The organism is Shimia sp. (assembly GCF_041624275.1).
GTDB lineage: Bacteria > Pseudomonadota > Alphaproteobacteria > Rhodobacterales > Rhodobacteraceae > Shimia.
Genome location: NZ_JBFJVE010000050.1, coordinates 1 through 15,306 on the forward strand (window position 1 = coordinate 1; position 15,306 = coordinate 15,306).

The 15,306-nt window shown below is 69.0% G+C and carries 11 protein-coding genes and 2 tRNA genes; 8 read left to right on the top strand and 5 right to left on the bottom strand.

Annotation, left to right across the window (positions count from 1 at the left end):
- The 7 genes from ABZD10_RS05880 to ABZD10_RS05910 all read left to right on the top strand — a co-directional run.
- Positions 1-2,015 (top strand): DUF4159 domain-containing protein (locus tag ABZD10_RS05880; protein ID WP_372885213.1); only part of this gene is annotated, 2,015 nt, incomplete at its 5' end.
- On the top strand, positions 2,012-4,054 hold the full coding sequence (locus ABZD10_RS05885; protein ID WP_372885214.1) for a hypothetical protein: 2,043 nt from the start codon (positions 2,012-2,014) through the stop codon (positions 4,052-4,054). The genes ABZD10_RS05880 and ABZD10_RS05885, both read left to right, overlap by 4 nt.
- Before the next feature lie 208 nt (positions 4,055-4,262).
- Entirely contained in the window at positions 4,263-5,783 is a 1,521-nt protein-coding gene (gpmI, locus tag ABZD10_RS05890) for a 2,3-bisphosphoglycerate-independent phosphoglycerate mutase (RefSeq protein ID WP_372885215.1), read from the top strand.
- Complete coding sequence (locus ABZD10_RS05895) at positions 5,780-6,925, top strand: murein hydrolase activator EnvC (protein ID WP_372885216.1); 1,146 nt, start codon at positions 5,780-5,782, stop codon at positions 6,923-6,925. The genes gpmI and ABZD10_RS05895 overlap by 4 nt, the downstream gene beginning before the upstream one ends.
- A gap of 3 nt (positions 6,926-6,928) precedes the next feature.
- Positions 6,929-8,257, top strand: a complete 1,329-nt coding sequence (locus ABZD10_RS05900) for a S41 family peptidase (protein WP_372885217.1) — start codon at positions 6,929-6,931, stop codon at positions 8,255-8,257.
- Between the two features lie 265 nt (positions 8,258-8,522).
- The gene (locus ABZD10_RS05905) at positions 8,523-9,005 is read left to right on the top strand and encodes an RNA pyrophosphohydrolase (protein WP_372885218.1); all 483 of its coding nucleotides are present in this window, start codon (positions 8,523-8,525) and stop codon (positions 9,003-9,005) included.
- Positions 9,006-9,121: 116 nt separating this feature from the next.
- Positions 9,122-10,396, top strand: coding sequence for an NAD(P)/FAD-dependent oxidoreductase (locus ABZD10_RS05910; RefSeq protein WP_372885219.1), 1,275 nt, complete (start codon positions 9,122-9,124; stop codon positions 10,394-10,396).
- Positions 10,397-10,399: 3 nt separating this feature from the next.
- Here ABZD10_RS05910 and ABZD10_RS05915 read toward each other — a convergent pair whose 3' ends face one another.
- Positions 10,400-10,831, bottom strand: coding sequence for a DUF1489 family protein (locus ABZD10_RS05915; protein ID WP_372885220.1), 432 nt, complete (start codon positions 10,829-10,831; stop codon positions 10,400-10,402).
- 139 nt (positions 10,832-10,970) lie between these two features.
- On the opposite strand from ABZD10_RS05915, the gene ABZD10_RS05920 reads away from it, so the two are divergent.
- Positions 10,971-13,250 carry an adenosylcobalamin-dependent ribonucleoside-diphosphate reductase gene (locus ABZD10_RS05920; RefSeq protein ID WP_372885221.1) on the top strand — a complete coding sequence of 760 codons (2,280 nt, stop codon included), beginning with the start codon at positions 10,971-10,973 and terminating at the stop codon, positions 13,248-13,250.
- 298 nt (positions 13,251-13,548) lie between these two features.
- On the opposite strand, the gene ABZD10_RS05925 is transcribed toward ABZD10_RS05920, so the two are convergent.
- The 4 genes from ABZD10_RS05925 to ABZD10_RS05940 all read right to left on the bottom strand — a co-directional run.
- Positions 13,549-13,623: transfer RNA gene (locus ABZD10_RS05925), tRNA-Glu, on the bottom strand.
- Positions 13,624-13,673: 50 nt separating this feature from the next.
- Positions 13,674-13,748, bottom strand: a tRNA-Glu gene (locus tag ABZD10_RS05930).
- A 128-nt stretch (positions 13,749-13,876) separates the two neighbouring features.
- Positions 13,877-14,245, bottom strand: coding sequence for a hypothetical protein (locus ABZD10_RS05935; protein ID WP_372885222.1), 369 nt, complete (start codon positions 14,243-14,245; stop codon positions 13,877-13,879).
- A gap of 95 nt (positions 14,246-14,340) precedes the next feature.
- The coding region (locus ABZD10_RS05940) for a DHH family phosphoesterase (protein WP_372885223.1) at positions 14,341-15,306 on the bottom strand (966 nt) is incomplete at its 5' end.

Below are 15,306 nucleotides of genomic sequence, written 5' to 3' on the forward strand. Positions count from 1 at the left end.
CGATCGAGGCCCATGGGCTCGACCCGTCGGGGGCGGCGCGGGTTCTTGCCGTTCTGCCGCTGCGTTTCGCGCCCGGAGCGCGTGCGGCGTCGGGCGCGCTGGCCCTGCCGGCCGAGCTGCGGTCGCGGATCACCCGCTTCGAGATTGCCGGGATCGGCTCTGCCGGGGCGGTCTCGCTGTCGGATGACAGCCTGCAACGCCGCGAGGTGGCGCTGGTGTCGGGGCGCGAGGAACGCGAGGGGCTCCAGCTGCTGTCGCCGCTGCACTATCTGCGACAGGCCCTGGCCCCCAATGCCGAGCTGCTCGAGGGGGCTCTGGGCGATCTGTTGCCGGCCAATCCGGATGTGGTGGTGCTGGCCGATGTCGACAGCCTGCCGCCGGATGACGAAACGGCGCTGACCGACTGGGTGGAACGCGGCGGCCTGTTGCTGCGTTTTGCCGGCCCCAGGATGGCGGCCTCGGGGGTGGGGCGCAGCGAAGAGCACCCGCTGATGCCGGTGCGGCTGCGTGCCGGGGGGCGCAGCGTCGGCGGCGCGATGAGCTGGGGGGCGCCGAAGGCTCTGGCGCCCTTCGGCGAAGACAGCCCCTTCTTTGGCCTGGTGGTGCCCGACGAGGTGCGGGTCACGGCCCAGGTCGTCGCCCAGCCGGACCCGGAACTTGCCGAAAGGGTCATTGCCGAGCTCAGCGACGGCACCCCGCTGGTCACCCGCAAGACGCTGGGCCAGGGTCAGGTGGTGCTGTTTCATGTCACCGCCAATGCCCAGTGGTCGGGCCTGCCGCTGTCGGGCCTGTTCGTGCGCATGCTCGACCGGCTCGCCATCCTCAGCGCCCCCGACGGCGGCGACCCCGAGGCGATGACGGGCACCCGCTGGCAGCCGGTGCGGGTGCTGGACGGTTTCGGGCGCCTGACCGATGGCCAGACCCTGCCGGGCGTGGCCGGCGAAGCCCTGGCCACGGCGCCCCTGGGGCCGCAGCTGCGCCCCGGTCTCTACCGCGACGGCAAGCGGCTGGTGGCGCGGAACCTGCTGCGCGCGGGCGATGATGCGTTGCAGGCCGCCGACTGGCCGGCCGGGGTGCGCATCGAAGGGCTTGGCGCGGCTCCGGCACGCGCGCTGGCGGGGCTGTTTCTTGCCGCGACCCTGATCCTGCTGGCGGCCGACGTGCTGGCGACGCTCGTGCTGTCCGGTCTTCTGTCGGGGCGTCGGCTCGCCTCTTCCCTGCTGCTGCTTGTTCTGCTGCCGCAGGGGGCAGAGGCGCAGGAGGACCGCGCCATCGCCGTGACCCGCGAGGTGGTGCTGGCCCACGTTCTGACCGGCGCGCCCGCCGTGGATGAGATCGCGCGGGCCGGGCTTTACGGCCTGTCGCGGACCCTGTTCCTGCGCACATCGGTCGAGCCGGCCGACCCGGTTGCGGTCGACCTCGAGACCGACGCGCTGACCTTTTACCCGCTGCTCTACTGGCCGATCACGCCGCAACAGCCGATCCCCTCGGCCAAGGCCTATGCCAAGCTCAATGCCTATCTGCGATCGGGCGGGATGATCCTGTTCGACACCCGCGATTCCGACATCGCGCGCTATGGCGCGGCCAGCCCCAACGGGCGCAGGCTGCAGCGGCTGGCGGCGCCGCTTCAGATCCCGGCGCTGGACCTGCTGCCGCACGATCACGTGCTGACCCGCAGCTTCTACCTGTTGCAGGATTTTCCCGGCCGCCACGATGGCCGCGAGATCTGGGTCGAGGCATCGCCGCGCGATGCGGTCCGCGTCGAGGGCATGCCGTTCCGCAACCTCAACGACGGGGTGACGCCGGTGGTGATCGGCGGCAACGATTGGGCGGCGGCCTGGGCCACAGACCGGCGCGGCAATGCGCTGGTGCCGGTGGGGCGCGGGCGCAGCGGCGAGCGGCAGCGCGAACTGGCCTTCCGCTTCGGCATCAACCTGGTGATGCATGTGCTGACCGGCAACTACAAATCCGATCAGGTGCATGTGCCGGCCCTGCTTGACAGGCTGGGCCAATGACCGGGACGCTGCTGTTCGACCCGCTGCTGCCGCCGGGGCTGATCGCGCTGCTGGCGGTCGCCGGCCTCGGGGCGGTGGCCCTGGCCTGGTGGCGGGGGCTGAGGGGCTGGCTCTGGCGGGGGCTGGCGGCCGCAGTGGTGCTGGCGGCCCTGGCAGGCCCGGTCCTGCAACGCGAGACCCGCGCCCCGCTCAGCGACATCGTGCTGATGCTGGTCGACAAAAGCGCCAGCCAGCGCCTCGGCGACCGCGCCGCGATGACCGAGGCGGCGGCGAAGGCGCTGGAAGCCCGGATCGCGGCCCGGCCCGATACCGAGCTGCGGCGCATCGAGGTGCCCGACGGCGCCGGCAATGCCGGTACCGAAATGATGCAGGCCCTGTCCGAGGCTCTGGCGCAGGAGCCACGCGGCCGCATCGCCGGGGTGCTGGCACTGAGCGACGGGCAGGTGCACGACCTCGATCGCGCACCGCCGCTGCCGGCACCGATGCACCTGTTGCACAGCGGTCGCCGCGACGACTGGGACCGGCGGCTGATCGTGTCGGGGGCGCCGGCCTTCGCCATTCTGGACGAGCCGGTGACGCTGAGCCTGCGCGTCGAGGACAGCGGCGCCGTCCCGGCTGCCGCCGGCCAGGCCGAGGTCGAGATCTCGGTCGATGGCGCCGCGCCGCGCCGTTTCACGCTGCCGCTCGGTCAGGACGTGGCGCTGCCGGTGACGCTGACCCATGGCGGGCGCAACGTGATCCGCTTTCAGGTGCCGGCCGCGCCGGGCGAGATCACCGACCGCAACAACAGCGCCCTGGTGCAGATCAACGGGGTGCGCGACCGGTTGCGGGTGCTGCTGGTCAGCGGCGAGCCACATCCCGGCACCCGCACCTGGCGCAACCTGCTGAAATCCGACGCCTCGGTGGATCTGGTGCATTTCACCATCCTGCGCCCGCCCGAGAAACAGGATGGCGTGCCGGTCGCCGAACTGTCGCTGATCGCCTTTCCGACCCGCGAGCTGTTCATGGAGAAGATCGCCGATTTCGATCTCATCATCTTCGACCGCTACCGGCGGCGCGGCATCCTGCCCTCGCTCTATCTGGAGAACGTGGTGCACTATGTGCGCCAGGGCGGCGCGGTGCTGATCAGCGCCGGGCCGGACTATGCCAGCGCCGACAGCCTGTACCGCTCGCCGCTGTCCGCGATCCTGCCGGCCCGGCCGACGGCGCGGGTGCTCGACAGGGCCTTCGTGCCCGCCGTCACCGAGCTCGGCCGGCGCCACCCGGTCACCGCCGGGCTGCCGGACGAGGACAGCTGGGGCCGCTGGCTGCGCCAGGTCGAGATCGAACCGCAGGGCGGCGACGTGGTGATGCGCGGCTTTGACGACCTGCCGCTGCTGGTGCTCGACCGGGTCGAAATGGGCCGGGTGGCGCTCATCGCTTCGGACCAGGCCTGGCTCTGGGCGCGCGGCCACGAAGGCGGCGGGCCGCAGCTGGAACTGCTGCGCCGGCTGGCGCATTGGATGATGGGCGAACCCGACCTCGAGGAAGAGGCGCTCTGGGCCGAGGCCAACGGCCAGACCATGCGCGTCATCCGCCGCAGCCTCGCCGCGCGGGTCGAGGATCTCGAGATCACCGCACCGGATGGCAGCACGAAGACCCTGGCCCTCGAGGAAACCGCCCCGGGCCAGTTCGAGACCCGCCACACCGGCGCCGGGATCGGCCTTTACCGGCTGCGCAGCGGCGCCCATGAGGCGGTGATCGGCCTCGGGCCGGCGGCGCCGCGCGAATTCGAGACCCCGATCGCCACCGAGGCCCTTCTGGCGCCGCTTCTGGCCAGCGGTCGCGGCGGCAGTTTTGCCCTCGAGAACGGGTTGCCGACCCTGCGCGCGGTGCGCCCCGGCCGCCCGGCGGCGGGCAACGGCTGGCTTGGCCTCACCCCGCGCGGCGCCTTCGAGGTGCGCGACATCGCCCGCACCGCGCTTTTGCCGGCCTGGCTGACACTTCTGCTCTCGGCGCTGCTGATCCTTGCCGGCTGGCTGCGCGAAGGCCGCCGCTGATCCCGCCGCCGACCGGACAGGCCCTGTTTTCTCTTGCCGGAAGTATCCCGGGGTCCGGGGCAGCGCCCCGGCCTCGCCCCATTGCCCCGGCCTCGCCCCCGCCACGCCGCTTCGGACCGGCGATTCGCCGCGCCGCGCATAAAACCGGTTCACCCCCGCCGCGCACCGGGTTAAAACCCCGCCAAGCACGACAACGGAGCCGCCCGACATGACCACGCCGAAACCTGTAGTCCTTTGCATTCTCGACGGTTGGGGGCTCAGCGACAGGACCGAGGCCAACGCGCCGGCCCTGGCCGAGACCCCGGCCTTCGACGCCATGATGGCCGACGGCCCCAGCGCCACCCTCATCACCCACGGGCCCGATGTCGGCCTGCCAAGCGGCCAGATGGGCAATTCCGAGGTTGGCCACACCAATATCGGTGCCGGCCGGGTGGTGGCGATGGATCTCGGCCAGATCGACCTCGCCATCGAGGACGGCTCCTTCTTCGACAACCGGGCGATTGCCGGTTTCACCGAAACGCTGCGCGCCACGGGCGGCACCGCGCATCTGATGGGCATGATCTCGGACGGCGGCGTGCACGGTCATATCGAACACATCCTGGCCGCCGCCAAGGCGGTCACCGATGCCGGGGTGCCGGTGGTGCTGCATGCGATCACCGACGGCCGCGACGTGGCGCCGAAATCGGCCTTCACCTATCTCGAGATCCTCGACGAACGCCTGCCCGAGACGGCCCGTATCGCCACCCTGTCGGGGCGCTATTTCGCCATGGACCGCGACAACCGCTGGGAACGTGTCGGCGAGGCCTATGGCGCCTGGATCAAGGGCGAGGGCCTTCATGCCGCCGAGTCCCACGCCGCGGTCTCCAATGCCTATGAACGCTCGGAAAGCGACGAGTTCATCACCCCGACCGTGCTTGGCGACTATGCCGGCGCGGCCGATGGCGACGGTTTCTTCTGCCTCAATTTCCGTGCCGACCGGGCGCGCGAGATCCTTGCCGCCATCGGCCAGCCGGATTTCGCCGCCTTCGACACCGGCAAGCGCCCGGACTGGGCGGCGCTGCTCGGCATGGTCAACTATTCGGACGAGCACAACAGCTACATGCGCACCGCCTATCCCAAACAGGAGATCGTCAACACGCTGGGCGAATGGGTGGCCAAGCAGGGGCTGCGCCAGTTCCACCTTGCCGAAACCGAGAAATACCCGCATGTGACCTTCTTCCTCAACGGCGGCAGGGAAGAGCCCGAGGCCGGTGAAGACCGCTACATGGCGGCCTCGCCCAAGGTCGCGACCTATGATCTGATGCCGGAAATGTCGGCCGCCGAGGTGACCGAGCAGTTCGTCGCCGCGATCGAGGCCGGCTATGACCTGATCGTGACCAATTACGCCAATCCCGACATGGTCGGCCATACCGGCGATCTCGGGGCGGCGATACGCGCCTGCGAAGCGGTCGACCGGGGGCTGGGCGCGGTGCGCGCGGCGCTGGAAAAGGCCGGCGGGGCGATGATCGTCACCGCCGATCACGGCAATTGCGAGGTCATGGTCGACCCCAAGACCGGCGGGCCGCACACGGCCCATACCACCAATCTTGTGCCGGTGGTTCTGGTCAACGGGCCCGAGGGCGCGGCGCTGCGCCCCGGTCGCCTGGCCGATCTGGCGCCGACTTTGCTGGACCTGATGGGGCTGGAGAAACCGGCGGAGATGACCGGGCAAAGCCTGATCGCGCGATGAGAAGGCGGGCGCTGCCGACGCTGCTGGCGCTGCTGCTGGGGGCGGGCGCGGCCGGCGCCGGGATCAGCCCGGCAGAGGCGGCGCGCGAGGCGGCGCGGCAACTCGAGCGTGCCTCGCTGTCGCTGCAACAGGCCGAGGATGCCCGCGACCGGGTGGCGGCCTTGACCCGGACCGTCAAAGGTTTCGAGGCCGGTCTGGCGGCGCTGCGCGAGGGGCTGCGCCGGGCGGCGATCCGCGAGGCCCAGATCGGCCGCGAGTTGAAGGTGCAGGAGGATGAGATCGCCCGCCTTCTGGGCGTGTTGCAGAGCATGGGGCACAGCGCCGCGCCGGCGTTGCTTCTGCATCCCCAGGGGCCCATGGGCAGCGCCCGGTCGGGGATGATCCTGGCCGATGTCGCCCCGGCGCTCGAGGCGCGGGCTGCGCGGCTGCGGCGCGACCTCGAAGAGGTGGCGATCCTGCGCGATCTTCAGCAGAGCGCCGCCGAGGATCTTCAGGGCGGGCTGCGCGGCGTGCAGGATGCGCGCAGTGCGCTCAGCCAGGCGATCGCCGACCGCACCGACCTGCCGCGCCGCTTTGCCGACGACCCGGTGAAGACCGCGCTCTTGATCGCCTCGACCGAGACCCTCGAGGGCTTTGCCAGCGGGCTCAGCCTGATCCAGACCGAGACCGCTTCGCGCGCGGCCGAGCTGCCGGACATCACCGACCGCATGGGCACGCTGCCCCTGCCGGTCGAGGCCAGCGTGCTGCGCCAGGCGGGCGAGGCCGACGCCGCCGGAATCCGCCGCCCCGGCATGCTGCTGGCGACCCGCCCCAATGCGCTGGTCGTGTCGCCCACGGCGGCGACGATCCGCTATCGCGGCCCGCTGCTGGACTACGGCAACGTGATGATCCTCGAGCCCCAGGCCGGGCTGATGCTTGTCCTGGCCGGGCTGGCGGTGGTCTATGGCGAGACCGGGCAGGTGATCCCGGAGGGGTCGCCGGTGGGGCTGATGGGCGGAGACGAGGCGCAAATCGGCGCAATTCTTTCAACAAGCGGTGATGACACTGGAAACCGGCGGACAGAAACGCTCTATATAGAAGTCAGGCAAGGCAAGGATGCGGTTGACCCGGAAATCTGGTTCCGCACGGACAAGGATGGATGATTGATGAAGAAGTTTGTTGCCGCCGCGCTGGGCGGATCGCTGGCGGGGCTGATCGTGGCCACTCAGGTGGCGGGCCCGCTCCTGGCGCAGGAAGGCGCGCGGACAACCAATGTCTATGAGCAACTGGACCTGTTCGGTGACATTTTCGAACGCATCCGTGCCCAATATGTCGAAGAGGTGGACGAGGCCGACCTGATCGAGGCGGCGATCAACGGCATGCTGACCTCGCTGGATCCGCATTCCTCCTACCTGTCGCCGGACGATGCCGCCGACATGCGGGTGCAGACGCGCGGCGAATTCGGCGGGCTCGGCATCGAGGTCACCCAGGAAGAGGGCTTCGTCAAGGTGGTGTCGCCGATCGACGGCACCCCGGCCGATGCCGCCGGCATCGAGGCCGGCGATTTCATCACCCATGTCGACGGCGAGAGCGTGCTGGGGCTCAATCTCGACGAGGCGGTCGAGATGATGCGCGGCCCGGTCGGCTCGGAGATCGTCATCACCGTGGTCCGCGAGGGCGAGGGCGACCCCTTCGAGGTCTCGATCATCCGCGACACGATCAAGCTGACGGCGGTGCGCACCCGCACCGAGGGCAGCACCGTGGTGCTGCGGGTCACCACCTTCAACGACCAGACCATGCCCAACCTCGAGGCCGGGCTGGAAAAACAGGTCGAGGCGCTGGGCGGCATGGACAAGGTCAACGGCTTCGTGCTTGATCTGCGCAACAACCCCGGCGGGCTGCTGACCCAGGCGATCCGGGTCTCGGATGCCTTTCTGGAAAAGGGCGAAATCGTCTCGACCCGGGGCCGCGATCCGGCCGACGGCGACCGTTTCAACGCCACCCCGGGCGATCTGGCCATGGGCAAGCCGGTGGTGGTGCTGATCAATGGCGGTTCGGCCTCGGCCTCGGAAATCGTTGCCGGCGCGCTGCAGGATCACCGCCGGGCCATCGTGGTCGGCACCAAGAGCTTCGGCAAGGGCTCGGTACAGACGGTGATGCCGCTGCGCGGCGACGCGGCGATGCGGCTGACCACGGCACGCTATTACACGCCTTCGGGGCGCTCGATCCAGGCGCTGGGCGTCAGCCCCGACATCGTCGTCGAACAGCCGCGCCGCACGCCGGCCAGCGAGGAGGAGGACGAGGCCAATCGCTCGCGGTCGGAGGCAGATCTGCGCGGCAGTCTCGACAATGACAGCCTGACCGAGGACGAGATCCGCCAGATCGAGGCCGACCGGGCCAAGGCCGAGGAGGCTGCCAAGCTGCGCGAAGAGGACTACCAGCTGGCCTATGCGATCGACATCCTGAAGGGGCTGTCGGCGCTGGGGCCCAAGTAATCTTTGGCTTTCACCGCGCCGCCCCCGTTGCGGGCGCGGCGCGGGTCGGGGCCGCTGCGGGTCGGGGCCGCTGCGGGTCGGGGCCGCTGCGGGTCGGGGCCGCTGCGGTTCGGGGGCGCTGCCCCCAGGCCGGCTTTTCCGGCGGAAAAACCGGCCTTCCCCCGGGATATTTCCGGCAAGAGAAAAGGGCCGGGATTCGGGGTTTGCACGGGCGCGCCCGCGGGGCTAGGGTCCGCGCGACAGCCCCCAAACGCAGGACCATGCCATGACCCCGGAAGAAATCGCTCAACTGCCCTATCGGCCCTGTGTCGGCGTGATGCTGGTCAACCGCGAGGGGCGGGTCTTTGTCGGCCAGCGCATCGACAACCCGACCGATGCCTGGCAGATGCCGCAGGGCGGGGTGGACGCGGGCGAGGACCCGCGCGAGGCGGCGCTGCGCGAGCTGTGGGAGGAGACCGGGGTGACCCGCGACCTGGTCGAGGTCGCGGCCGAGACCGAGGGCTGGCTGACCTATGATCTGCCGCATGAGCTGGTGCCGCGGATCTGGAAGGGGCGGTATCGCGGCCAGAAGCAGAAATGGTACCTGATGCGCTTTCGCGGGCAGGATTCGCAGGTCGACATCGAGACCGGCCACCCGGAGTTCTCGGAATGGCGCTGGTCGCCGCTGGATCAGCTGGTCGACAGGATCGTCCCCTTCAAGCGCCAGGTCTACCGCGAGGTGGTGGCGGCTTTCGAAGGCCGGCTGTAGGCCCGCCGTCAGGGCCCGGAAGGTGATTGACCGGGCCGCCGATTTCCACAAGAGTTGCCCCGATGCAGGGGGCCGCGCGCGGAACCTGCCGACTTCACACATCGGGGAGGTGGGAATTGGACAAGGGTGACACCCTGCCGATCTGGCAGAGGTCTTCGGACGAGCCCGGGATCGTCAGCCCGTTGCAGGGCGACGGCCGCTGCGATGTGGCCATCATCGGCGGCGGCTATACCGGCCTGTCGACGGCGCTGCACGGGGCCGAGATGGGGCTTGATTGTCACGTGCTGGAGGCCGGCAGCATCGGCGCCGGCGGCTCGGGGCGCAATGTCGGCTATGTCAACGCCGGGCTGTGGCTGCCGCCGCAGGACGTCTATGCCCGTTTGGGCGAGGATCTCGGGCGGCGCCTGGTGACGCGGCTCGGTGCGATGCCGGACTATGTGTTTTCGCTGGTCGATCGGCACCGGATGCAATGCGACGCGCAGCGCAACGGCACCCTGCACGCGGCCCATGCGCCCTCGGGGCAGCGCAACCTGAAGCGCCGCGCCGAGGGCTGGCAGGCGCTGGGGGCGCCGGTCGAACTGCTGGGGCCGGACGCTGCGGCCGAGATGATCGGCACCCGCCGCTTTCACGGGGCGCTGTGGGATCACCGCGCCGGGGTTCTTGACCCGGTGGGCTATGCGCGCGGCCTGGCGCGCGCCGCGATTGCCGCCGGGGCGCGGGTCTCGACCGGGGCCCGGGTCACGGCGCTGCGGCGCGAGGACGGGCTGTGGCAGCTGCGGACCGCCGAGGGCGCGCTGCTGCGGGCGCAGAAGGTGGTTCTGGCCACCAATGCCTATAGCGATGATCTCTGGCCGGGTCTCGGCCGGACCTTCACGCCGATCCAGTTCTTCCAGCTGGCCACCGTGCCCTTGGGGGCGCGGGCGGCACATATCCTGCCCGGCGGGCAGGGCGTCTGGGACACCGCGCCGGTGATGTTCGTGCTGCGCCGCGACGCGGCCGGGCGGCTGATCATCGGCTCGATGGGGGCGCTTTACGGCGGGATGGAGGGGCTGTCGCGGCGCTGGGCCGCGCGCCAGTTGCGGCGGCTGTTCCCCGACCTCGGACCGGTGGATTTCGAGTCTGCCTGGCAGGGGCAGATCGCGATGACGCCGGACCACGTGTTCCGCATCCACCGTCTGGACGAAGGGCTGTATGCGCCGATCGGCTACAACGGGCGCGGCATCACCACCGGCACGATGTTCGGGCAGGCGCTGGCCGAGCTGCTGTCCGGCGGCGACGCGGCCGCCCTGCCGGTGCCGGTGAGCGCGCCGAAGCCGGTGGTTCTGCGCGGCGCGATGGCCGGTTTCTACCAGTCGGCCTTTGCCGCGATGCAGATCCTGCGCAGCCTGTAGCCCTCAGCGCACGCCGATCTCGGCCAGCGCATTGGCCAGTTCGGGCGGCAGGTCTTCCTGCGCCCGGCTCTGGTCGTTGAGGTCGGCCGGGCTGTCTTCGGGAGCGAGATAGCGCCAGCCCTGGAACGGGCGGCGCAGCGCGGTTTCGGTGCGCAGCAGCTCGGGGTCGAGCACGATGGCGCAGCGCCGGATGCCATCGGCGCCGGTCACCTCGTCAAGGCGCAGGATGCGCTGGCGGCACTGGATGGCCCCCCGGATCACCCAGTAGATCGAGCCCCCGGCGAGGATCTCGGCCTCGCGCCGGGGCCACATGCGGGTGACGTGACGCGGCAGGCCGTCCTCGCTCTGGGCGTGCCGGCCGTCCTGCCAGGCGGCCAGCGTTTCGACGCTTTCCGAGCCGACGCTGAGTTTGACGAGGTTGACGAATTTATCCACAGAATCCTCCGCAAGATACCTTGATATAGTAGGGCAGTGGCGCCGGGCGGCAAGCAGTTGTGTCTGGCAGTTGTGTCAGGGCGGTGATTTGCGGTAGTCTGGATACCTGTCTGCGACCCCGATCTTCAGGAATCACCTCATGAGCCGTTTCGCCGCCCCCATCGCTGAAAACATCTGGGACATGAAATACCGTTTCAAGGCGGCAGACGGCAAGCCGATCGACCTCACGGTGGAAGACAGCTGGCGGCGCATTGCCCGCGATCTGGCGCGGGCCGAAAGCGACCCGGCGACCTGGGAAGAGCGCTTCTACCGGGCGCTCGAGGATTTCCGCTTCCTGCCGGCGGGGCGGATCACCGCCGGGGCCGGCACGGCGCGCAACGTCACGCTGTTCAACTGTTTCGTGATGGGCACCATCCCCGACAGCATGGCGGGCATTTTCGACATGCTGAAAGAGGCGGCCTTGACCATGCAGCAGGGTGGCGGCATCGGCTATGACTTCTCGACCATCCGCCCGGCCGGGGCCGATGTCAAAGGGGTCGCGGCCGACGCCTCGGGGCCGCTGTCCTTCATGGATGTCTGGGACGCCATGTGCCGCACCATCATGTCGGCCGGAAGCCGCCGTGGCGCGATGATGGCGACCATGCGCTGCGATCACCCGGATATCGAGAAATTCATCACCGCCAAGTCCGACCCGGCGCGGCTGCGGATGTTCAACATGTCGGTGCTGGTGACCGACGCCTTCATGGAGGCGGTCAAGGCCGACGGTTCCTGGGAGCTGAAGTTCGACGACAAGGTCTATCACACGGTCAAGGCGCGCGACCTGTGGAACCGGATCATGCAGTCGACCTATGACTATGCCGAGCCGGGGGTGATCTTCATCGACCGCATCAACGCGATGAACAATCTCGGCTATTGCGAGACCATCGCCGCCACCAACCCCTGCGGCGAACAGCCCTTGCCGCCCTATGGCGCCTGTCTCCTGGGCTCGATCAATCTGGCGCGGCTGGTGAAGGATCCGTTCGGCGCCGCTGCGGCGCTGGATCAGGACGAGCTGACCGAGCTGGTGGCGACGGCGGTGCGGATGATGGACAACGTGGTCGACGTGTCGAAATTCCCCTTGCCGGCCCAGGCCGAGGAAGCCCGCACCAAGCGCCGCATCGGCCTTGGGGTGACGGGGCTGGCGGATGCGCTGCTGATGCTGGGGCTGCGCTATGGCAGCGCCGAGGCAGCGGCCCAGACAGAGGCCTGGATGAAGGCGATTGCCCGGGCCTCTTACCTTGCCAGCGTCGACCTGGCGCGCGAGAAAGGCGCCTTTCCGCTGTTTGACCGCGACAAATACCTTGCCGGCGGGCTGGTCAGCCGCATGGATGCGGACGTCAAGGAGGCGATCGCCGAACATGGCATCCGCAACGCGCTTTTGACCTCGATCGCCCCCACCGGCACGATCAGCCTTTATGCCGGCAATGTCAGCTCGGGGATCGAACCGGTCTTTGCCTATGCCTATACCCGCAAGGTGTTGCAGAAGGACGGCAGCCGCACCGAGGAAGAGGTGGTGGATTACGCGGTGCAGATGTGGCGCGAGAAGTTCGGCGACGCGGCGCTGCCCGACTATTTCGTCAATGCCCAGACGCTGGAGCCGGCGGCCCATGTGCGCATGCAGGCGGCGGCGCAGAAATGGATCGACAGTTCGATCTCGAAAACCATCAACTGCCCCGAGACCATTTCCTTCGAGGATTTCAAGGATGTCTACATGCAGGCCTGGGACACGGGCTGCAAGGGCTGCACCACCTATCGGCCCAATGACGTCACCGGATCGGTTCTGGCGGTCTCGGAAAAGGCCGAGGCCGCGCCGGGTGAAAAACCGGCCGATCACGTCGCGGACGGCGAGGTGATCTATATGTCCGAGCCGCTGGAGCGGCCGCAGTCGCTGGAGGGAACGACCTACAAGCTGAAATGGCCCGACAGCGAACACGCGATCTACCTGACCGTGAACGACACCATCATCAACGGCCACCGGCGCCCCTTCGAGGTGTTCATCAACTCCAAGAACATGGAGCATTACGCCTGGACGCTGGCGCTGACCCGGATGATCTCGGCGGTGTTCCGGCGCGGCGGCGACGTGTCCTTCGTGGTGGAAGAACTGAAGGCGGTGTTCGACCCGCGCGGCGGCGCCTGGATGGAGGGCAAGTACATTCCCTCGATCCTGGCCGCGATCGGCGGCGTGATCGAGCGTCACATGATCTCGATCGGCTTCATCGCCGGCGAGGGCATGGGGCTGAAGGCCGACCCCACGACCGAGGCCATGGCGGTCGGAGACGCGCCGCGCGGCAAGGCCTGTTCCTCCTGCGGGCAATTCGAGATGCGGATGGTCGAGGGCTGCATGACCTGCGGTGCCTGCGGGCATTCGAAATGCGGCTGACGGGTGGTCAGTGATCTGGTGCGAGTTGTGAAAGCTCGCATCAGTTTGCAATTCTGACCCCTAAAAGCTTGCCATCGTTCCTTTCGGCGATGGCTTTTCCTTTGAGCGGCTTGTCTGAAGCTTCTGAACGACTGTTCTGCCCCAAATCCAAAGTCAGGTTTCGTCAAGTCAAGGGCCCCGTCCGCAGGCCGTTTCCTGCATGCCGAAGGCCTCGGGCCGTCTGCAGAATCGCTGGGTCGATGCGGCTATTCCGCGTCCGGGCCTCGGGGGATGGGCCAAGAGTCGATCAGAGAAAAAATGGCAGCCCGTAGGGGAATCGAACCCCTCTTTCCAGGTTGAAAACCTGGCGTCCTAACCGATAGACGAACGGGCCATTTGAACCGCTGGTTCTGGTTGTTCCGAAATCTCGGAGCACCGCTTCGGTGGCAGCCCGTAGGGGAATCGAACCCCTCTTTCCAGGTTGAAAACCTGGCGTCCTAACCGATAGACGAACGGGCCGTGCCGAAGCGTGAGGCGGTATGTAGGCAAAGCGCCCCGGCTCTGCAAGCGGAAATTGCGGGTTGGCCGCTCTTTTTTGAGACCTCTGCAACGGTGCGCGAGGTCGCGCCGGAAATGCCCGGGCCGGTTCAGTTGACCGGGCGGATCAGGGCGCGCGCGACATGGGTTATCCAGAGCCAAACCGCGAGCCTCAGCGCCAGCGCGCCGATGGTGCGCGGCTCGTAGGGGTGCCCGGTCAGTACCTGCGCCGCGAAGGCAAGCGCGACCAGCGCGGTCGCAAGCGCGAGGCCGCCAGCCAGCCAAAACGCCCAGCCGCGCCCGAGCCAGAGCCCGACACCGGCCGTGACATAGACGAAGCCGGCCAGAAAGTTGAACCACAGCACGAAGGGCACCACCGCGCCCATATCGACCCCGGCGAACAGCGCACGCCCCCCGGACAGGATGGTCAGGGCCCCGAACAGGGTGCCGAGAGCGGCGGCGATTTTCAGAACGGGCATGTCACATCTCCTATGCCGAGCGCGCGCGTTCGCATTCAGAAAATATGATATGTCCGTCCCTGTCAATCCGCTGACCCGATTGCCGCCGCAGTGGCTCAGGCCTCGGCCGCGTCCTCGAGGCGCAGCTGCACCGACTGGCGACCGCCCCAGCTGTTGATCTCGAGCCGCCCGGCGAGATGGAAGCGGGCGCCGCCATGAGCGAGCAGCCGGGGCCCGAGCGCGGTGTCGAAAGCGCCAAAGGCGATGGCGTCGATCCGCGGGCCGGTGCCGTCGCCGAAACTGATCTTGAGATGGCTGTCGCCGACCCGTTTGGCGAAACGGATCTCCATTTCGGGAAAGGCGAAGCGCGGCGCCGGGGCGCCGGCGCCGAAGGGGCCTGCCCTGTCGATGTCCTGGATCAGCTCGGGCGTGGCGGCGCCGGGCATCAGCATGCCGTCAAGCCTGAGATCGGCGGCGCCCGCCTCACCGGCGCCCTGCCGCGCCATCAGTTCCGCAAGCCGGGCCATGGCCGGTTCCAGCTGCGCGCGGGCCACGGTCAGGCCGGCGGCCATCTTGTGCCCTCCGCCTTTCACAAGCAGCCCTTCGGCGGCGAGTTTCTGGATCGCCGCGCCAAGGTCGACGCCGCTGATCGAACGGCCCGAGCCCTTGCCCTCGTCGCCCTCGAGGCCGATGACGATGGCCGGGCGGTTGGTGGCCTCTTTCAGGCGGCTGGCGACGATGCCGACCACGCCCGGATGCCAGCCTTCGCCGGCGGCCCAGACCAGCGGCGCGTCGAGCCCGCGGCTTTCGGCCTGGTCCATGGCGGCGGCGCGCACCGAGGCTTCGATGTCGCGGCGTTCGCTGTTGAGCTGGTCCAGCCGCTCGGCGATGGCGGCGGCCTCATGCGGATCGTCGGTGGACAGAAGCCGCGCCCCGAGGTCGGCCTTGCCGATGCGCCCGCCGGCATTGACGCGCGGCCCGAGGAGAAAACCGAGATGATAGCTGTTGGGCATCGCGTCCATGCGCGCCACGTCGGACAGGGCCACGATGCCCGGGCGTTCGCGCCGCGCCATCACCTTCAG

Coding starts and splice junctions, on each gene's coding strand:
- ABZD10_RS05895 (WP_372885216.1), top strand. CDS start 5,780: ATGAGAAGGCGGGCGCTGCCGACGCTGCTGGCGCTGCTGCTGGGGGCG.
- gpmI (WP_372885215.1), top strand. CDS start 4,263: ATGACCACGCCGAAACCTGTAGTCCTTTGCATTCTCGACGGTTGGGGG.
- ABZD10_RS05905 (WP_372885218.1), top strand. CDS start 8,523: ATGACCCCGGAAGAAATCGCTCAACTGCCCTATCGGCCCTGTGTCGGC.
- ABZD10_RS05885 (WP_372885214.1), top strand. CDS start 2,012: ATGACCGGGACGCTGCTGTTCGACCCGCTGCTGCCGCCGGGGCTGATC.
- ABZD10_RS05900 (WP_372885217.1), top strand. CDS start 6,929: ATGAAGAAGTTTGTTGCCGCCGCGCTGGGCGGATCGCTGGCGGGGCTG.
- ABZD10_RS05935 (WP_372885222.1), bottom strand. CDS start 14,245: ATGCCCGTTCTGAAAATCGCCGCCGCTCTCGGCACCCTGTTCGGGGCC.
- ABZD10_RS05920 (WP_372885221.1), top strand. CDS start 10,971: ATGAGCCGTTTCGCCGCCCCCATCGCTGAAAACATCTGGGACATGAAA.